The organism is Pseudopedobacter sp. (assembly GCF_040392825.1).
Taxonomy (GTDB): Bacteria; Bacteroidota; Bacteroidia; order Sphingobacteriales; family Sphingobacteriaceae; genus Pseudopedobacter.
Map to the genome: position 1 here is coordinate 1 of NZ_JBEBVH010000056.1, position 18023 is coordinate 18023.

An 18023-nucleotide genomic window follows, 5' to 3' on the forward strand; every position below is an offset into this window, starting at 1 on the left:
TAAAATCAGGATTGCTATTAACAGGACTATTCATTTTTCTAATTTCCGGTTTTTTAATCAAACTTGTGTACACACAGTAGCCCCGAGGGAGAAGGTGCCCAACGGGCGGATGAGGGGGACTCTTAACTTAACTCGCATACGAGAGCATTCGAGGGATAGGTTATCCTTCCATCAAGATGAGGGGGATAGGGTTTGCTCCCGGGAAGATAAAGTTCTGTTAGCTGTTAACAGAATATCAGCATAAAACTTTACCGATTTTTTAACGTTAATACATAATAATATTTGCATCATGAAATTTTTAAAAATAGTAGCTTTTTCGGTAGTGATATTACTGATGGCAAACAGTGATCTTTTTTCGCAAGTAAAAGGAGATGAGTTAAAGGAACTGATTAAAAAACAGGAATATATTTTTGTGGCTCAGAATGCTTTAACGCAAAGAGGCCGAACAGTTAATTTAACCAGTGAATATGACCTTAAAATAGGGAAAATAGAAATTGAAGCTTACTTGCCATTTTTTGGGCGCGCCTTTACAGCACCGATAGATCCCACGCAGGGCGGAATTAAATTCACTTCAAAGAATTTTGAATATAAAGAAAGAAAAGGGAGAAAAAGCGGGTGGGATATAACAATTGTTCCTAAAGATTATAGAGAAGTGAATTCCATGAATCTATCCATATCGGACAACGGTTATGCAACACTCAGTGTAAATAGTAATCAACGTTCTAATATCTCTTTTTACGGATATATTATTCGGAAACCCGAGAAAAAGGAAGTGGAAAGCAATTAAGATTTGCCTTTTACATATACTGTAATTAAAGATGCTTGCGGAATTCCTAACGTATTTCCGGGCGTTACTTTTAACAGATTGCTTAAATAAATATCACAGATTCCCTGTAGAACTTTCTTCATGTTTTCTTTGGTGTCTTCCTCATAAGTAGGAAAGTCATAAACAGTTATCTTACCAGAAGTATCCACAACAATCCTGAAAGCATAGTTGAAATTTTTATAGGCATTTTTAATGTTAATCTTGTATTCCGGATACAGGTAATCATAAGAACTGCTTTTTGTGAGGGGATCAAAAGAGGAAAACTTCTCTACCATAATCGCTTTGCTTTTACTCTCTAATTTTACAGGATTTCTTGCTGCAAATAAGTAGGCAGAATCTAAAGGGTGTGCATTTGCCAAATCTATCCTTTCCCTAACAAATGCTGTATCTTTGGCACTCGGGCGCATTAATTCCTCTTTATTTTTGCGCAGCACTTTATCCATATAGTCTTCTGAATAAAAAGTCATGTAAACATTAGATCTGTCATCGTTTTTTACTCTAAGACTTTTAACTTCTAAACGTTGTAATATGATACTGTCTTTGGATAAAAGCTTAACTGCAAACCATTCCCTGGCGAAGTTATAGTAGTTTTTATGGTCATGGTGTAAATAAAAACCAACGAGTTTCTTTAACTCATAAGAATAAACTTCAACAGAATCGTTACGCTGAAATCTAATAATCCATTCGGGTTCCTGTTGAAAGCCAATTGTGTCGAATGAAAGTCCGTTCTCAAATTTACGATTTACTTCATGGAAGGTAATTCCTTTTATAGATTCAAAATTTATTGAATCCTTTGTTTTGTGTTCTGCTTTATTACTGTTTGATTGACAGGATATTATTGATGTTAGGGTAAGCAAAAGGTATAAGTACAAAAAAACGGATTTCATTAATTATGCTCTTGTTAAATATAGTTTTCTGCCGCAAATTAGCTAGAAAATTGGCTCAATTCCTAATTCAAATAGAATATATCTGTCTTGAATTGAAAAACATATCAGAAAAATACGTTTCATCTTTTATCTTTGCAAGCTATTATGAGTATGACTGCTAACGAAATTCGTCAGGCATTTTTAGACTTTTTTGCATCTAAAGGCCACCAAATAGTTCCATCTGCACCAATTGTTGTTAAGAACGATCCTACTTTGATGTTTACCAATGCAGGTATGAACCAATTTAAAGATCTGTTTTTAGGAGAAGCCCCAATTAAATATCCACGTGTTGCTGATACGCAGAGATGTTTGCGTGTTTCGGGTAAACACAACGACCTGGAAGAGGTAGGGATTGATACCTATCACCATACGATGTTCGAAATGTTGGGTAACTGGAGTTTTGGAGATTATTTTAAAAAGGAAGCTATTACCTGGAGCTGGGAGCTACTTACAGATGTTTTAAAATTGGATAAGGAACGTTTGTATGTGACAGTTTTTGAAGGTGACGAAAAAGAAGGCTTACCCATGGATCAGGATGCTTATAATTTCTGGAAAGCATTTGTTCCCGAAAGCAGAATATTGAAAGGAAACAAGAAAGATAATTTTTGGGAAATGGGTGATACAGGTCCTTGTGGTCCATGCTCTGAAATTCATTTTGATAACAGATCTGATCAAGAACGGGCTAAAATAGATGGCGCTACTCTCGTGAATGCAGATGACCCTCAGGTTATAGAAATATGGAACAATGTCTTTATGGAGTTCAATCGTTTAAAAGATGGCTCTTTGAAAAAGCTTCCAGCCCAACATGTGGATACAGGAATGGGCTTCGAGCGTTTAGTGCGTGTTATACAGGGCAAAACATCTAATTACGATTCGGATGTTTTTACCCCAATAATTAATTTTATTGCTGAGTCTTCAGGCATACCATATAACGCAGATGCGACACCGGCAGATAAAGACTGGAATCAGGCGGTTGCAATGCGTGTAATGGCAGATCATATAAGAGCTATTGCTTTCGCTATTGCCGACGGGCAGTTGCCTTCTAATAACAAAGCTGGATATGTTATACGTCGTATTCTAAGGAGAGCCGTACGTTATGCTTATCAGTATCTGGGCTTTAAAGACCCTTTTTTAAATAACCTGGTTCCTTTATTGGCAGAGCAGTTTAGAGGTGTTTTTGACGAATTAATTTCTCAGAAAGACTTTGTTCAGAAAGTTATCTTAGAAGAGGAAAATTCATTTTTAAGAACTCTGGAAAACGGTATTAATCGTTTTGAAAGATATATTCAGGAAAATAAAAAGGGGAAGATAGACGGGACATTTGCTTTTGAACTATATGATACTTATGGTTTCCCTATTGACCTGACCGAGTTAATGGCCAGAGAACAAAATTTAGCTGTTGACATGGAAGGCTTTAACGCAGAACTTCAAAAACAAAAAGAGCGTTCCAGAGCAGCTACAGCTATTGACGCAGGAGATTGGGTTACAGTCAACGAAGGTGAGGAAGTGGAGTTTGTTGGTTATGATAACGTAGTAGCTAAATCTAAAATATTAAAATACAGAAAAGTAAAGGCCAAAGGTAAAGAACAATATCAACTGGTGTTGGACGTAACTCCGTTTTACGCAGAAAGTGGGGGGCAAGTTGGTGATGCGGGCTTTTTAATTGGTGACTCAGAAACAGTTGGAATTAACGATACGAAAAAAGAAAACGGTTTAATTATTCATTTTGCAGATAAACTTCCAAATGATCTGAATGCTGAATTTAGTGCAAAAGTAGATGTAGTTAAAAGAACACTTACAGAGAACAATCACTCGGCGACACATTTATTGCATGCAGCATTAAAAACAGTATTGGGAGATCACGTTAATCAAAAGGGATCTTTGGTTAATGAAGACATTCTACGTTTCGATTTTTCTCATTTTTCTAAAGTTACAGATGCTGAAGTCGCACAGATTGAAGCTATAGTAAATCAGAAAATAAGAGAGAATATTGCATTAAAAGAAGAGCGCAATGTGCCTTATCAAAAAGCATTGGAAAGTGGTGTAACGGCATTATTTGGTGAAAAATATGGTGACTATGTTCGTGTAATCACTTTTGATGATAATTATTCAAAAGAGCTTTGTGGAGGAACTCATGTGGGGGCAACAGGACAAATCGGTTATTTTAAAATCGTTTCCGAAAGCGCAGTTGCTGCTGGAGTAAGGCGGATAGAAGCCATTACAGCTTTAAAAGCAGAAGAATATATCAATAATCAAAGTCGTCTATTAACAGAAATTAAGGAGCTTTTAAAGAATCCAAAAGATCTTACCAAAAGCCTGGAGACTTTGTTAGAAGAAAATAATAAACTAAAAAAAGAGATAGAGAAGTCTGTTTTGGAAAAAGCGACAACGCTTAAAGAAAGATTAAAAGAAAAGGCCAAAATTGTTAATGGCATTAAATTTATTGCACAAGAAATTGACTTACCTAGCCCAGATGCAATAAAAAATCTGGCTTATCAATTAAAAGATATTTTTGATAATCTGTTTTTAGTTTTAGCATCCAGTATAGACGGAAAACCTAATTTAACGATTATGATTTCTGAAAATTTAGTTCAGGAACGTGGTTTGGATGCTGGTAAAATCATTAGAGAATTAGCTAAAGAGATTAATGGGGGCGGAGGCGGACAACCTTTTTACGCAACCGCAGGAGGTAAAAATCCGGAAGGTTTAAAAATCGCTCTTGAAAAAGCTGAAAGCTATTTGGTTTAAAGTATGTAATTATAATATTAAAAATCCTGTCTGTTTGCAGACAGGATTTTTAATATTATAAATGAATGGTGTAGTAGATCTCTGTTTTGACAAAATTGTGCCAGTACTTATAAAATCTGTTTACCAGTTTCGGCAACAAAAGCGCCATCATTCAGGATTATTTCTTTTTTAAGAATAAGTTCATCAATAGTTAAAGTTCCAATGATGTAATGATAGTCTTTGGAACTGTAATTCTCGGAAATATCTAAAAAATCAATCTTATCTAATAAATCAGAAGTGTTAAATCGGAGATAAATTTCGATAACTTGTTTATTATTTAATGCAAGTTTTGATCCTTGCTTCGCTTTTTTATACTCGTATTTGTATTCATACCTCAATGCTGAAACATCGGAAAATACAGCCGCACCGGTAGGATGTCCTCCTGCACCTTTTCCAAAGAAAAACTGTTGATCTGCAAAAGCAGCTTGTACGCTCACCCCGTTATATTCATTTTCCACGTTGAACAGGAAATCGTCTTTAGAAACCAGTTTAGGTAATACATAAATTCCCACATTGGCATCATCTAATTTTCTGGCGATAGGTACTAGTTTTAATTTTTTGCCTTTTTCTTTTGCATATTTCAGGTCTTCATTACTTAAATTTTGGATGCCAATATTTAGAATATCATCCGGATTTATAAATATTCCATAAGCATGAGCAGTAGCAATAGCAACTTTATATTTAGCGTCATAACCGCCAACATCCAAAGTTGGGTCAGTTTCCGCAAACCCTAAATCCTGGGCCTGCTTTAAGGCTTTGTCATAAGGCTGATTTTCATTAAATACCTTAGATAGAATATAGTTAGAAGAGCCGTTAAATATTCCGCTTATGGCGAAAAGTAATTCATTATCATAGTATTCTTCCAAATTTCTGATAATAGGAATGCTGCCACATACAGAGCCTTCATAAAGCAGAGAAGAACCATGTTGTTCCTGTAATTGTACCAGTTCTTCTAAATGGGTAGCGATCATTTTTTTATTTGCAGAAACTACGCTTTTCCCTCTTTTTAAAGCTTCTGTTACTATTTCATAAGCTGCGTCAGCATCATTAATCAATTCTATAATAGTGTTGATTTCAGGATCGTTCAGTATTTCCCATCGGTCTGTAGTAAAAAGAGACTCGGGAAGAGTTCTTTTTTTATTAGGATCTTTAATTGCAATCTTTTTGAACTCGAAGTTCAGATTTTTTGAAACAGAGATATCATACAAACCTTGTCCAACAACACCAAAACCGAATAGTCCTATATTTAATTTTTTTCCCATTTATGCTGTAAGTAATTTTTCTTGTTTTATTTCTACACTTTTTTGTTGCAAAAAGTTCGAAATGATATTTTCTAATTTTTTGACTTCCAAAAGAAATCCATCATGACCGTATACAGAATCAATTTCATAATACTTGGCCCCAGGAATATGTTCTGCTATTAATCTCTGTTCTGTCGCAGGAAATAATAAATCAGAAGTAATACCTATAGAAAGTGTACTGGCTTTTATTTTTCCTAATGCATGCGCTATACTTTGTCTGCTGCGTCCCAAATTATGACTGTCCATGGCTTTAGTGAGATAGTAGTAGCTATAAGCATTGAATCTTTTAACCAATTTCTCTCCCTGGTAATTTTGATAAGAAGAAGCTTTAAAATAAGCTGTTTTATCCAGTTCGTATTCAGTTTGGGTCTTGTTGTAGCATATTGCTGTTCTATAAGATAACAAGGCAATACTTCTTGCCGTTTTTAGTCCTTTTTGCCCGCCATTTATCTGGTTAGCATAAAACGTCCTGTCTGTTTCAATGGCTAATCTTTGTGATTCATTAAAGGCTATTCCCCATGGAGAATGAGCGGCATTAGTGGCCATAACAATCAGATTTTTCATTCTTCCAGGTTCGATAACAGCCCATTCCAATGCTTGCTGTCCTCCGAGAGAGCCACCTATTAAAACGTCAATATCTTTGATGTCGAGGTGATCGGCTAAAATTTGATGTGCCTGTACCAGATCTCTAATAGAAAACTGCGGAAAGGAAAGAAAATAAGGGTGTCCAGTGCTGTGATTAATGCTTAAAGGATTAGTAGTTCCATAATGTGAACCTATGATATTAGCACAAACTATAAAATGATTCTCGGGATTGAAATAATCGTTTAAGCCAAATAAACCTTTCCACCAATCAAAAACATCTGAGTTTGCTGTTAAGGCATGGCATACCCAAACAACATTATTTTTTTCTTTATTTAGCTTGCCGTAGGTATGATAAGCAATTTCCAGATTTTCCAATTTCTTACCATTCTCCAGCCTAAACTCCTTTTTATGTTGGTATACCTTAAAATTCATTTTATAGTCTATGCTTCTATTTTTGAAGACGTTTAAAAATATGTTATACTGATTTTCCGAAATAAATTTGGAATAGAATCTCTGCCCAAGGTATTTCGGACAGAGACTTATTCAATCATAAGAAATGACGATATTTTTAAACACAGTCTTATTACTAAATTGTGGCAAGAGCTTGCTCAAAATCAGCTTTGATATCATCTATATGCTCTATACCAACCGAAACCCTTAATGCGGCTGGTTTAACACCGGCAGCAATTTGCTCTTGCTCACTTAATTGTTGATGAGTAGTTGCAGATGGCTGGATAATTAATGTTTTTGCATCTCCCACATTTGCCAGGTTACTGGTTAACTTAAGTGCATTGATAACCTTTGTTGCATTTTCTTTATCTCCAACAACTTCGAAAGATAAGACGCCACCGAAGCCATTTTTTAAATATTTCTTAGCCAATGCATGATAAGGAGAAGATTCCAGACCAGGGTAATTTACCGATTTTACTTTCGGATGCGTTTCCAACCATTTTGCTAATTCTAAAGTATTATCCACATGTCTCTGCACTCTTAAAGAAAGTGTTTCTAAACCTTGAATCAATAAGAAGGAGTTAAAAGGAGAGATTGCTGCACCATAATCTCTTAAACCTTCCACTCTTGCCCGGATAATAAATTGAATATTTCCAAAAGGACCATTTACACCAAATACATCAGAGAAAACCAGGCCATGATATCCTTCGGAAGGTTCTGAGAATTGTGGGAATTTTCCATTACCCCAGTTGTAATTTCCTGCATCAACAATTACACCTCCAATACTTGTTCCGTGACCGCCTATCCATTTAGTGGCAGCTTCAACAACAATATTAGCTCCGTGTTCAATAGGTCTGAATAAATAACCTCCTGCACCAAAAGTATTATCTACTATAAAAGGTAAATCATGTTTTTTAGCAACTGCAGCTATTCCGTCAAAATCAGGGATATTGAGTTCAGGATTTCCAATAGTTTCTACATATAAAGCTTTAGTATTTTCATCAATCAGTTCTTCGTAAGATTCAGGATTGTCATTTTTTGCAAATCTGGCTTCAATGCCTAAACGTTTAAACTGTACTTTAAATTGATTGTAGGTACCGCCATATAAACGACCAGTAGTAACAAAATTGTCTCCAGCTTGAAGAATGTTTGTTATAGTAAGAAACTGTGCGGCCTGGCCAGAAGAAGTTGCTAAAGCAGCAACGCCACCTTCTAAAGCAGCAACCCTTTTCTCAAACACATCTGTGGTAGGATTCATAATTCGGGTATAGATATTCCCAAACTCTTTTAAAGCAAAAAGATTTGCTGCATGTTCATTATTATTAAAAACATAAGAAGTAGTCTGATATATTGGAACTGCTCTTGAACCGGTAGTAGGATCCACTTCTTGTCCTGCATGTACTTGTAAAGTCTCGAATTTCAAATTTTGTGTTGACATTTCTTGTTAGATTAAAGTTTAAATTAATTCTGTTTTTTTAGATTATGCGATTTGCACAAATTCTTTTACAAATTTCTGCAATATAGGCAAAGATTTGCAGTGCCTGGGAATTAGCACATACAGCAACACATACAACAATTAGCCATAGATTGGTGATATAGACTAATATGTGTTATACTACGTTGATGTAATTTTCCAGAATTGTAAAAAATAGATTTTTTCATGTCTTAATTATTTATATTTCCCTTTCGGGGCAGGATTTGGCACCTTTTCCGTACTTGTTGGAAGGTTGCCAGTGGGTCGTAGAGCCTGATCTCTTACCACTTCTTTATAAATCAAGACCTTTTAAAGAGGAATTGATCTTGGTATTTCAACCAATATGATGCAAACTTAGTAAATAATATTTTATACTTCCAAATTAAATTTTGGATTTTTATAATTTGCTTTAATTTTTTTAGATCAAAACCAGAATAAGTTACAAATTTGTGTCCAAATCCATTATTAAATCCTCTAGATTTTCTAATCCAACGGACACCCGAATTAAATTTTTTGGAGTTTTGGAGTCTGGCCCTTCAATAGAGTAACGATGTTCTAATAAACTTTCTACGCCGCCTAAACTTGTTGCCTGTGTAAATATCTTTACATTGTTTACTAATCTCCTGGCCGGATCTTCACCTCCTTTGACACAGAAAGATAGCATTCCTCCAAAAGAAGTCATTTGTTTACGGGCTAAATCGAACTGAGGATGAGATTTTAAACCGGGATAGAACACACGTTCTATGGCAGGATGAGCTTCTAAATATTTTGCCAGTTCGAAAGCATTATATTCATGGCCTCTCATTCTGTAGGCTAAAGTTTTAATACCACGTGTTACCAGATAACAATCGAAAGGGGAGGGAACCGCACCACCAAGGACCTGCAAGTTTCTCATCCTTTCCCAAAAAGAATCCTTCTCTTTGGTAACTACAGCACCTCCACAAACATCAGAATGTCCGTTTAAGTATTTGGTTGTCGAATGCATAATCAGATCGGCGCCTAAAGCAAGTGGCTGTTGTCCATATGGTGTGGCAAATGTATTATCTACAACAAGTTTTAAATTGTGTTTTTTTGTAACGGCTGAAATAGCAGTTATATCTGCTATTTTCAATAATGGATTGGAAGGTGTTTCTACCCAAATCATTCGGGTGTTACTTTTAACATATTTTTCTATCTCATCTACTTGTGTTAAATCAACAAAATCCAGCTCTATAATACCCTTAAAAACAAATTTTAGTTGGTTTCTTAGTCCGTGGTACATGTCATCCGGACAGATTACGTGACTTCCCGGTTCTAAACATTGGAAGACAGACATGCCTGCCGTATTCCCTGTTGCAAAAGCACAACAATCTGCACCGTTTTCTAATTTGGCAATAACGTTTTCTAAAGATTTTCTGTTCGGATTGTCTATCCGGCTATACATGTAACCTGAAGGATAGCCACCGTCTTCTCCTCTTTCAAAAGTACTTGACAAAACTATGGGTTGGGTAACTGCGCGACTATCTTCATCCAGTTTATTTCCAGCATGTATAGATATGGTTTCAATTTTCATGTGGAGTTATTTTGAGCTAAATTAGAAATTTAGAAACTAAATAACCTTAAAAAATCATTTTTCTGTTCATGCGGTAAGTTCTTTACATTAAAAAAACCTAGTACATGCTATTATTTCTTATTTTTGAGAAAAAATTGCTGATGAATAACGATCACCAAATAGAAAGCCTTCTCAGTAACAATAACTTAAACCCGGGTTTAAGAAAAATAGCAGAAAAAGTTAAGAACGAAGAAAGAATTAGTTTTGATGAAGGCGTCTATCTTTACGAACAAGCCGATCTCCCATATTTAGGTATTTTAGCAAATTACATACGTAATAAGAGACACGGAGATTTAACCTATTTCAACAGAAATTTTCATATAGAACCTACCAATATTTGTGTGTATGACTGTAAATTCTGTTCGTATTCCAGAATGATTAAACAACGCGAAGAAGGTTGGGAAATGGATGTTGACGGCATGATAGATATCGTGAAGAAATATGATAAAGAACCGGTAACGGAAGTACATATAACTGGAGGAGTGGTTCCAAAACAAAATCTGGAATTTTATGCCGATTTTTTTACAAGATGCAAAGCACACCGTTCAGACTTACATATTAAAGCGCTTACACCTGTAGAATATTACTATATCTTTAAAAAAGCTAAACTTTCCCATTACGATGGGATGAAATATTTAAAGGAAGCTGGTTTAGATTCTATGCCTGGAGGAGGAGCGGAAATCTTTCATCCGGAAATAAGAGAAAAAATTGCCCATGATAAATGTACCGCAGAGCAATGGCTGGATATTCATGAGCAAGCTCATAAACTGGGTATGAGGTCTAATGCTACAATGCTTTATGGGCATATAGAAGAGTTTTGGCATCGTGTAGACCATATGGATCGCCTGCGCCAGTTACAAGATAAGACAGGAGGTTTTCAGGCATTTATTCCATTGAAATTTAGAAATAAAGATAATCAGATGTCTGATGTTCCAGAAGTAAGTGTGGTAGAAGATTTGCGGAATTATGCTATTGCTCGTATTTATATGGATAATTTTGATCATATAAAAGCTTATTGGGCAATGATTAGTAGAAATACAGCTCAACTTTCTTTGAATTTTGGTGTAGATGATATTGACGGGACTTTAGATGATACCACCAAAATTTATTCGATGGCGGGCGCAGAGGAACAAAATCCGGCAATGAGTACCCAACAGTTAGTAAGGCTAATTAAAGATGTAGGGCGTAAACCTATAGAAAGAGATACTTTATATAATGTAATAAACGACTATACAGATTTTGAGTTTGAAGATGAAGTAAAACCTAAATTTTATAGTTTACCCGTAATTAATTCATAATGAGTAACGCAGACAAGAAGAAAATTTATATTATCCGTCACGGAGAAACCGATTATAATAAAGCAGGTGTTGTACAGGGAAGGGGAATTAATGCAGATCTAAATGCAACAGGGATTGCCCAGGGAGATGCGTTTTATGAGATGTACAAATCGGTTCCCTTCGATAAAGTCTATACATCTACATTAAAAAGAACTCATCAAACAGTTAAGAAATTTTTAGAAATTCCATTGCCTTGGGAGCAGGTAGCTGGCCTAGATGAAATGGCCTGGGGGAAACATGAAGGAAAAGGCATTTCTACAGAAGTTAGAGAAGATTTTGAGAAACTTATAGAGTCTTGGAATGCAGGTGATTACGATGCAAGACCGGAAGAAGGAGAGAGTCCCAACGATGTATATAAAAGACAAGCGGAAGCAATGAATTATATTGTTTCTAAAGATAAAGAAAATGAAAAAACGATTCTGATCTGTATGCATGGCCGGGCAATGCGTTTGTTATTGTGCCAGCTTACAGGTAAAGAATTGAAAGAAATGGACTTCTTTCCGCATCAGAATACTTCACTCTATATTTTAAATTATGCAGATGGAGAGTACGAAATAGAAACATTCAATAGTTTAGCTCATTTGCAACTAATTGAAGAATAATTTACTGCCCGTTTTTAATTACTTATTATGGTTCGTTTCTCGGTGGTTAGTTACACCAATACTAAACCCTTTTTATACGGTTTAGAACATTCTGCTATAAAAGATAAAATAGATTTAAAGGTAGATTATCCAGCTTTGTGTGCACAAAAGCTAATAGATGATAAAGCCGACGTTGGTTTAATTCCCGTAGCTGCTATCTTAAATTTAAAGGAATATCATATCATATCCAACTATTGCATTGGAGCAACCGGTAAGGTAAATTCTGTATTTGTTTTCAGTAACTGCCCTATAGAAGAAGTCGAATTTATTCAGTTGGACCCTGAATCCAGATCGTCTAATAACCTGGCTTTGGTTTTAATGAAGAACTTTTGGGAAATCAATCCTATAAAGATTATAGATGCAGATGATTACGGCAGTTCTTCTCAAGAGAAAACAGCCTTTGTTCAGATTGGAGACCGAACTTTTGGTAAGAAGCAAAAATTTGAATATACATATGATTTGGCTGAAGAATGGATGAAGTTTACGGGTTTGCCTTTTGTTTTTGCTGCGTGGGTAAGTAATAAAAAACTTCCTGATGAATTCATAGACGAGCTAAATGAAGCATTCCGGTATGGTATAAATCATATTGATAATGTGCTGGAAAGCCTACCTCAGTATAACGGATTCGATCTACGACAATATTTACATTCCGATTTGGATTTTGTTCTTAATGATAAGAAAATAGAAGCTTTAGAGCTTTTTCATAGCTATATTAAAGATCTCTAATTATCTTAGAAATATATACACATCTTTTGCTAACCTTCTTCCATTGGTAATCAAGGAAGAAGGCATTGCTTCTTCATCAGCTAAATTCTCAATAGAAAATAACTCGCTCAACTACCTGTTTTTACAGAGTAGCGGCTTTTACAAAAATTATTTCTGAATAACAGCTAAAACTTTTTCCAGATCTTCAGGTGTGTCAATCGCCAATGTTTCGGAATCTGTAAAAGAAACTTTTATACGGTAACCACTTTCCAGCCATCTTAATTGCTCCAATGCTTCTGCTTTTTCCAGAGAGCTGACAGATAATTTCGCTATTTCTTTAAGAACTTCAACCGTATAGCCATAAATGCCAATATGTTTATAGAAAGTATGATGTTTTAACCAATCTTTTTTTTCATAATTTCTAAGGAAAGGGACCGTTTCTCTACTAAAGTATAAAGCTTCGTTTTTTGTATTAAGCAATACTTTTGGCGTATTGTGATTGAACAATTCTTCTGCGGTTTTGATTACCTTCACCAGGGTAGCTAATTGCGTGTCTGAAGAATTAAAACATGCCGCAACAAGATTGATCTGATTGGGATCTACTAAAGGTTCGTCACCCTGTATATTAATTACAGCATCGTAACCGGTAATTTTCTCGGCAACTTCAGCACATCTGTCCGTTCCACTTTGGTGGTGGGAAGAAGTCATGATAACGTTGCCGTCAAAGGCTTTAACCGCATCGTAAATACGTTGGTCATCTGTAGCTACAACCAGATCATTCAGTGTAGTAGCAGATGCCGATTTTTCGTATACTCTCTGTATCATGGTTTTCCCGGAAATCGGGTCGATGCAAACCTGGCTGGTATTACTCCTAATATTTTCATGGCAAATTATTTAAAAAGACCATTAATTTCGCATTCTATATTGTCTACTATAAAGCTTAAATCTTCAGGCTTATTGGCAAAATCCAATTTATCTTTATCTAAGATTAGCAGTTTACCGTCATTATAGCGTTTAATCCACGCATCATATTTTTCGTTTAGTTTTTGCAAATAATCCAGCCTTATACTGGCTTCATAATCTCTTCCTCTTCTCTGGATATTTTCTACCAGAGTAGGTACCGATGCCTTTAAGTAAATAAGCAGATCTGGTGCTTTAATATAAGCGGTTATATTATCGAAAATAGCTCTGTAATTTGCATAGTCTTTAGTGGTCATTAAACCCATTTCGTGAAGGTTTTCTGCAAAAATAAAAGCATCTTCGTAAATGGTTCTGTCTTGAATAACGTTTCTTGAGCTATCAGCCTGAATATCCCTTATTTGTTGAAACCTGCTATTCAGAAAATATATCTGAAGGTTAAAACTCCATCTTTTCATGTCATTATAGAAATCCTCCAGATACGGATTTCCTTCTACCGTCTCAAATAAAGCTTCCCATTTATAATTTTTAGCCAGTAACTCTGTAAGTGTGGTTTTTCCTGCCCCAATATTACCAACAACAGCTATATGCATATTTTGCTATTCTAAGTTTAATGATTAAAATGGTCTGAAACCAATAATTTCTCTTACCTCTTTAATGGTTTTTGTTGCGCTTTCTCTTGCCTTTTCTGCGCCCAATCTGATTACTTTCTGTAAGTATTCCTCATCCTCAGATATCTCCTGTATACGAGAATAAACTGGTGCAGTAGCTAAAACCATGTCTTCTGCCAACTGTTTTTTAAAATCTCCGTAACGAATTTCACATTTATTATATAAATCTTCAAAATGTTGAAGGGTATCCGGAGCAGATACTATTTTCATTAAATCGAAAAGATTTTGAATAGCTTCTGGTTTAGGCTGATTCATTGCTGTTGGTCCTGAATCAGAAACAGCTTTCATTACTTTTTTACGTATGATTTCAGGCGTATCAGACAAATAAACACAGCTGGCGTCTCCGTTAGATTTACCCATTTTTCCATTGCCATCTAAACCGGGAACTTTCACCAGTTTATCAGAAAAGCTAAATGCAAATGCTTCTTTGAAATATTCTACATTGTACAATCTGTTGAACCGATTGCCAAATGTTCTGGTCATTTCCAAATGTTGCTCCTGATCTTTTCCAACAGGAACCTTTGTTCCATGATGTAACAAAATATCACAAGCCATTAAAACAGGGTATGTTAACAAACCAGCATTTACATTATCCGGATTGGCCCTTACTTTATCTTTAAAAGCAGTAGCCCGTTCCAATTCGCCCAGATAGGCATTCATGTTCATGTACAAATAGAGTTCTGCAACTTCTGGTACATGTGATTGTATATAAATAGTAGATTTTTCGGGATCTATTCCCGCAGCTAAGTATTCAACTACAACCTGACGAACTGTACTGTAAAGATCGCCCGGAGTTGGGTGGGTAGTTAAAGAATGCAGATCGGCTATAAAAAAGAAGCAGTTATAATCATTTTGCATTTTTACAAAATTGCTCAACGCCCCGTAATAATTTCCTAAATGTAATTTACCAGTAGATCTTATACCACTTACAACTGTTTCCATAATAAAGCGAAAGTACAGAAAATTTATATTTTTGATAATATGAAAAGATTATTGAAGTCTCTGCACAGATATTTATATGCCTTTTTTACAGCATTGTGCTTCTTCTGTCTTTACCCTTTGCTGTGGCTGTTTTCTAGAAAAGAATCTCATTATAAGTGTCTTAACAAAGTAAGAAAAGCCAATGCCTTTGTAGCTTCTGTTTTGTCCGGCATATTTTATAAGATACATTATGAAGAAAAAATTGATTGGTCCCGCACTTATGTGGTATGTGCTAATCATGCCTCCAACCTGGATATTTTTGCAATGAGTGTATTAATGAAAAATAATTTTTTCTTTATGGGCAAACAGGAATTATTGTCCAGTGTATTTACGAGAACCTATTTTGAGAGTGTAGATGTTCCGGTAAACCGGGAAAGTAAAATGAGCGCCTATAAAGCATATAAAAAAGCTGATGAAAGGCTAAAAAGAGGAATGAGTCTCATTATTTTTCCGGAAGGAAAGATCGGTAATGAGTATCCTCCTGTGTTGCATACTTTTAAAAACGGAACTTTTAAATTAGCAATAGAGAATAACATTCCTATATTACCGGTTAGTCTACAAAATAATTGGGAGTTGTTCTGGGACGATGGGACGAAATATGGTACCAGACCGGGAATTAGCCATATTTATGTACATAAACCTATTGAAACAGAAGATTTAACATTAAAAGATGAAGAAAATCTTAAAAATAATGTTTTTGAAATCGTACTTTCGAAAGTAAATTATCTGGCTTATAGCCAAGAATTGAATAATAGCGATGAAGATTGATAAAGAAACGGTAGAAAAAATAGCGCATTTAGGCAGGCTGAGTTTAACCGAAGAAGAAAAAGAAAAGTCTATTGTAGAGCTGAGCGAAATATTGAGCTTTATGGAAAAGCTTAACGAAGTAGATGTTACCGGTGTAGCTCCTTTGATTCATTTAAATGACGAAGTGAATGTGCTTAGAGAAGATGTTGAGAAGCAGGAGCTAACAAGGGAAGAGGCATTAAAGAATGCTCCGCTAAAAAACGAAGCGTACTTTAAAGTATCTAAAGTAATTAATAAATAGTTTTTGTAACAAATAGGCCTTAAAGATCTCTTAATAACATATTATTAAAAGCTTGACTCTGAAATGGAGGAATTAATCAAAATAAGGGATATAGGGAGAAAGTATGTTATTGGGACAGAAGTAATTGAAGCGTTAAAATCTGTTTCTCTGGATATTCATAAAGGCGAATTTGTTGCCCTAATGGGCCCGTCGGGTTCGGGAAAGTCTACTTTAATGAACATTTTAGGATGTTTAGATACTCCTTCCCATGGTGAATATATCTTAAATGGCACTAATGTAAGCCATATGACAGATAATCAGTTGGCTAACGTGAGGAATGTAGAAATTGGATTTGTTTTTCAAACTTTTAATCTTTTACCAAGATATACAGCTTTGGATAATGTGGCGCTTCCGTTAATTTATGCAGGAGTTGGAAAAAAAGAAAGGGAGGAGAGGGCCACTCAAGCATTAATAAATGTAGGTTTAGAGAATAGATTAGATCATAAGCCTAATGAGCTTTCTGGCGGACAACGACAAAGAGTTGCGGTTGCAAGGGCATTAATTAATAATCCTTCAATTATTTTAGCAGATGAACCTACCGGTAATTTAGATACAAAAACTTCTGTAGAGATTATGGCTTTAATGGAAGATATCCATTCCAAAGGCAATACTATTATTTTAGTTACTCACGAAGAAGATATTGCCCAGCATGCCCACAGGATAGTGAGAATGCGAGATGGTTTAATAGAGAATGATGACATGATTACGAAAGTTTGAAATGAAGATTTATACTAAGACCGGAGATAAAGGACATACTTCATTAATTGGTGGTACCAGGGTACCAAAGTATCATCTTCGTATAGAGGCTTACGGGACCGTAGATGAATTAAACAGTTACTTGGGATTGATAAAGGATCAGGAAATTGAACATCGCCATAAAGAAGTGTTAAAAGAAATTCAAGACAGACTTTTTACAATTGGTGCTTTGTTGGCCAGCGATCCGGATAAGACAACCAAAAAAATTCCAAATCTATTTGAATCAGATGTAGAACTGTTAGAAAAAGAAATGGATTTAATGACAGATAAACTCCCTGATTTAAAACATTTTATCTTACCCGGAGGGTGTACCGCATCTTCTTTTTGTCATATAGCCAGATGTGTTTGCAGGCGAGCCGAAAGGCTTACAGTTGAATTATCTGAGAATTCACAGGTAGAAGGATTGGTTGTAATCTATTTGAATAGATTGTCGGATTATTTATTTGTTCTTTCCAGAAAAATTAACTTTAATGCGGGAGCAGAAGAAAACAATTGGATTCCCAGATTGTAATAGCATTTAGTTCTTTCAAAATATCAATAATTTTGGTCTTTAAATTGTTGATAACTTTTTTAGGAACTTTTAAATAATAATATAGTTTTGCGAATAAATTAAAATTCTAAATATATGTATTGGACGTTAGAATTAGCATCACATTTAGAAGATGCACCATGGCCTGCTACTAAAGATGAATTAATAGATTATGGTATCCGTTCTGGTGCTCCTGTAGAAGTTATAGAAAACTTACAAGCACTGGAAGATGACGGCGAGCCGTATGAAAATATAGAAGAGATCTGGCCAGATTATCCTACAAAAGACGACTTTTTCTTTAATGAGGATGAGTACTAACAAAAAAACCGAAGTTTACACTTCGGTTTTTTTGTTTATTGCTTCCTATATTATTTGTCAAAATTTATATAATTCCCATTACAATCAGACCTTCCTGATAATTCTATCGTAAGGATATTCGTATTCAATTTAGTGGAAAA

18 protein-coding genes and 1 riboswitch are annotated in these 18023 nt (G+C 35.2%); of the genes, 10 read left to right on the forward strand and 8 right to left on the reverse strand.

Features of this window, described 5'->3' with window-relative positions; genetic code table 11:
- The first annotated feature begins 289 nt into the window (after positions 1–289).
- Entirely contained in the window at positions 290–787 is a 498-nt protein-coding gene (locus ABWO41_RS05900) for a DUF4251 domain-containing protein (protein WP_353134906.1), read from the forward strand.
- Here the strand turns inward: ABWO41_RS05900 and ABWO41_RS05905 are convergent.
- Positions 784–1713, reverse strand: a complete 930-nt coding sequence (locus ABWO41_RS05905; RefSeq protein ID WP_353134909.1) for a hypothetical protein — start codon at positions 1711–1713, stop codon at positions 784–786. The two genes, ABWO41_RS05900 and ABWO41_RS05905, sit on opposite strands and share 4 nt — an antisense overlap.
- A gap of 150 nt (positions 1714–1863) precedes the next feature.
- On the opposite strand from ABWO41_RS05905, the gene alaS reads away from it, so the two are divergent.
- Positions 1864–4500: an alanine--tRNA ligase gene (alaS, locus tag ABWO41_RS05910; RefSeq protein WP_353134912.1), complete on the forward strand. Its 2637-nt coding sequence runs from the start codon at positions 1864–1866 to the stop codon at positions 4498–4500.
- A 107-nt stretch (positions 4501–4607) separates the two neighbouring features.
- Here alaS and ABWO41_RS05915 read toward each other — a convergent pair whose 3' ends face one another.
- From ABWO41_RS05915 to ABWO41_RS05930, 4 genes are all read right to left on the reverse strand, one after another.
- Positions 4608–5801: a homoserine dehydrogenase gene (locus tag ABWO41_RS05915; protein WP_353134915.1), complete on the reverse strand. Its 1194-nt coding sequence runs from the start codon at positions 5799–5801 to the stop codon at positions 4608–4610.
- A complete protein-coding gene (locus ABWO41_RS05920; RefSeq protein ID WP_353134918.1) occupies positions 5802–6857 on the reverse strand; it encodes a homoserine O-acetyltransferase family protein in 1056 nt (351 codons plus the stop codon). It abuts the gene before it with no gap.
- A gap of 154 nt (positions 6858–7011) precedes the next feature.
- Entirely contained in the window at positions 7012–8313 is a 1302-nt protein-coding gene (locus ABWO41_RS05925) for an O-acetylhomoserine aminocarboxypropyltransferase/cysteine synthase family protein (RefSeq protein WP_353134921.1), read from the reverse strand.
- A 232-nt stretch (positions 8314–8545) separates the two neighbouring features.
- A riboswitch (SAM riboswitch) is annotated at positions 8546–8650 on the reverse strand.
- Between the two features lie 138 nt (positions 8651–8788).
- Entirely contained in the window at positions 8789–9901 is a 1113-nt protein-coding gene (locus ABWO41_RS05930) for a trans-sulfuration enzyme family protein (protein WP_353134924.1), read from the reverse strand.
- A 140-nt stretch (positions 9902–10041) separates the two neighbouring features.
- Between ABWO41_RS05930 and mqnE the strand changes: the two genes are divergently transcribed.
- From mqnE to ABWO41_RS05945, 3 genes are read left to right on the forward strand one after another with little or no spacing between them, the layout of a single operon-like run.
- Entirely contained in the window at positions 10042–11238 is a 1197-nt protein-coding gene (mqnE, locus tag ABWO41_RS05935) for an aminofutalosine synthase MqnE (RefSeq protein WP_353134927.1), read from the forward strand.
- The gene (locus ABWO41_RS05940) at positions 11238–11879 is read left to right on the forward strand and encodes a histidine phosphatase family protein (protein WP_353134929.1); all 642 of its coding nucleotides are present in this window, start codon (positions 11238–11240) and stop codon (positions 11877–11879) included. Before mqnE ends, ABWO41_RS05940 begins: the two co-directional genes overlap by 1 nt.
- Positions 11880–11906: 27 nt before the next feature.
- Positions 11907–12644: a menaquinone biosynthetic enzyme MqnA/MqnD family protein gene (locus tag ABWO41_RS05945; protein ID WP_353134931.1), complete on the forward strand. Its 738-nt coding sequence runs from the start codon at positions 11907–11909 to the stop codon at positions 12642–12644.
- A 147-nt stretch (positions 12645–12791) separates the two neighbouring features.
- Here the strand turns inward: ABWO41_RS05945 and kdsB are convergent, their stop codons facing one another.
- The 3 genes from kdsB to trpS form a co-directional block, all read right to left on the reverse strand.
- Positions 12792–13448: a 3-deoxy-manno-octulosonate cytidylyltransferase gene (gene kdsB / locus ABWO41_RS05950; protein WP_353134933.1), complete on the reverse strand. Its 657-nt coding sequence runs from the start codon at positions 13446–13448 to the stop codon at positions 12792–12794.
- Between the two features lie 65 nt (positions 13449–13513).
- Positions 13514–14134 (reverse strand): deoxynucleoside kinase, encoded by a 621-nt coding sequence (locus ABWO41_RS05955; protein WP_353134935.1) that lies wholly within the window; start codon positions 14132–14134, stop codon positions 13514–13516.
- A gap of 24 nt (positions 14135–14158) precedes the next feature.
- Positions 14159–15154 (reverse strand): tryptophan--tRNA ligase, encoded by a 996-nt coding sequence (gene trpS / locus ABWO41_RS05960; protein WP_353134937.1) that lies wholly within the window; start codon positions 15152–15154, stop codon positions 14159–14161.
- 39 nt (positions 15155–15193) lie between these two features.
- Between trpS and ABWO41_RS05965 the strand changes: the two genes are divergently transcribed.
- The 5 genes from ABWO41_RS05965 (at position 15194) to ABWO41_RS05985 (ending at position 17883) form a co-directional block, all read left to right on the forward strand.
- The gene (locus ABWO41_RS05965) at positions 15194–15961 is read left to right on the forward strand and encodes a 1-acyl-sn-glycerol-3-phosphate acyltransferase (RefSeq protein WP_353134940.1); all 768 of its coding nucleotides are present in this window, start codon (positions 15194–15196) and stop codon (positions 15959–15961) included.
- On the forward strand, positions 15951–16241 hold the full coding sequence (gene gatC, locus ABWO41_RS05970; protein ID WP_353134943.1) for an Asp-tRNA(Asn)/Glu-tRNA(Gln) amidotransferase subunit GatC: 291 nt from the start codon (positions 15951–15953) through the stop codon (positions 16239–16241). The genes ABWO41_RS05965 and gatC overlap by 11 nt, the downstream gene beginning before the upstream one ends.
- Before the next feature lie 63 nt (positions 16242–16304).
- On the forward strand, positions 16305–16997 hold the full coding sequence (locus ABWO41_RS05975) for an ABC transporter ATP-binding protein (protein ID WP_353134946.1): 693 nt from the start codon (positions 16305–16307) through the stop codon (positions 16995–16997).
- A gap of 1 nt (position 16998) precedes the next feature.
- Entirely contained in the window at positions 16999–17547 is a 549-nt protein-coding gene (locus ABWO41_RS05980) for a cob(I)yrinic acid a,c-diamide adenosyltransferase (RefSeq protein ID WP_353134949.1), read from the forward strand.
- A 114-nt stretch (positions 17548–17661) separates the two neighbouring features.
- Positions 17662–17883 carry a DUF2795 domain-containing protein gene (locus ABWO41_RS05985; protein WP_017258669.1) on the forward strand — a complete coding sequence of 74 codons (222 nt, stop codon included), beginning with the start codon at positions 17662–17664 and terminating at the stop codon, positions 17881–17883.
- The last annotated feature ends 140 nt before the right edge of the window (positions 17884–18023 follow it).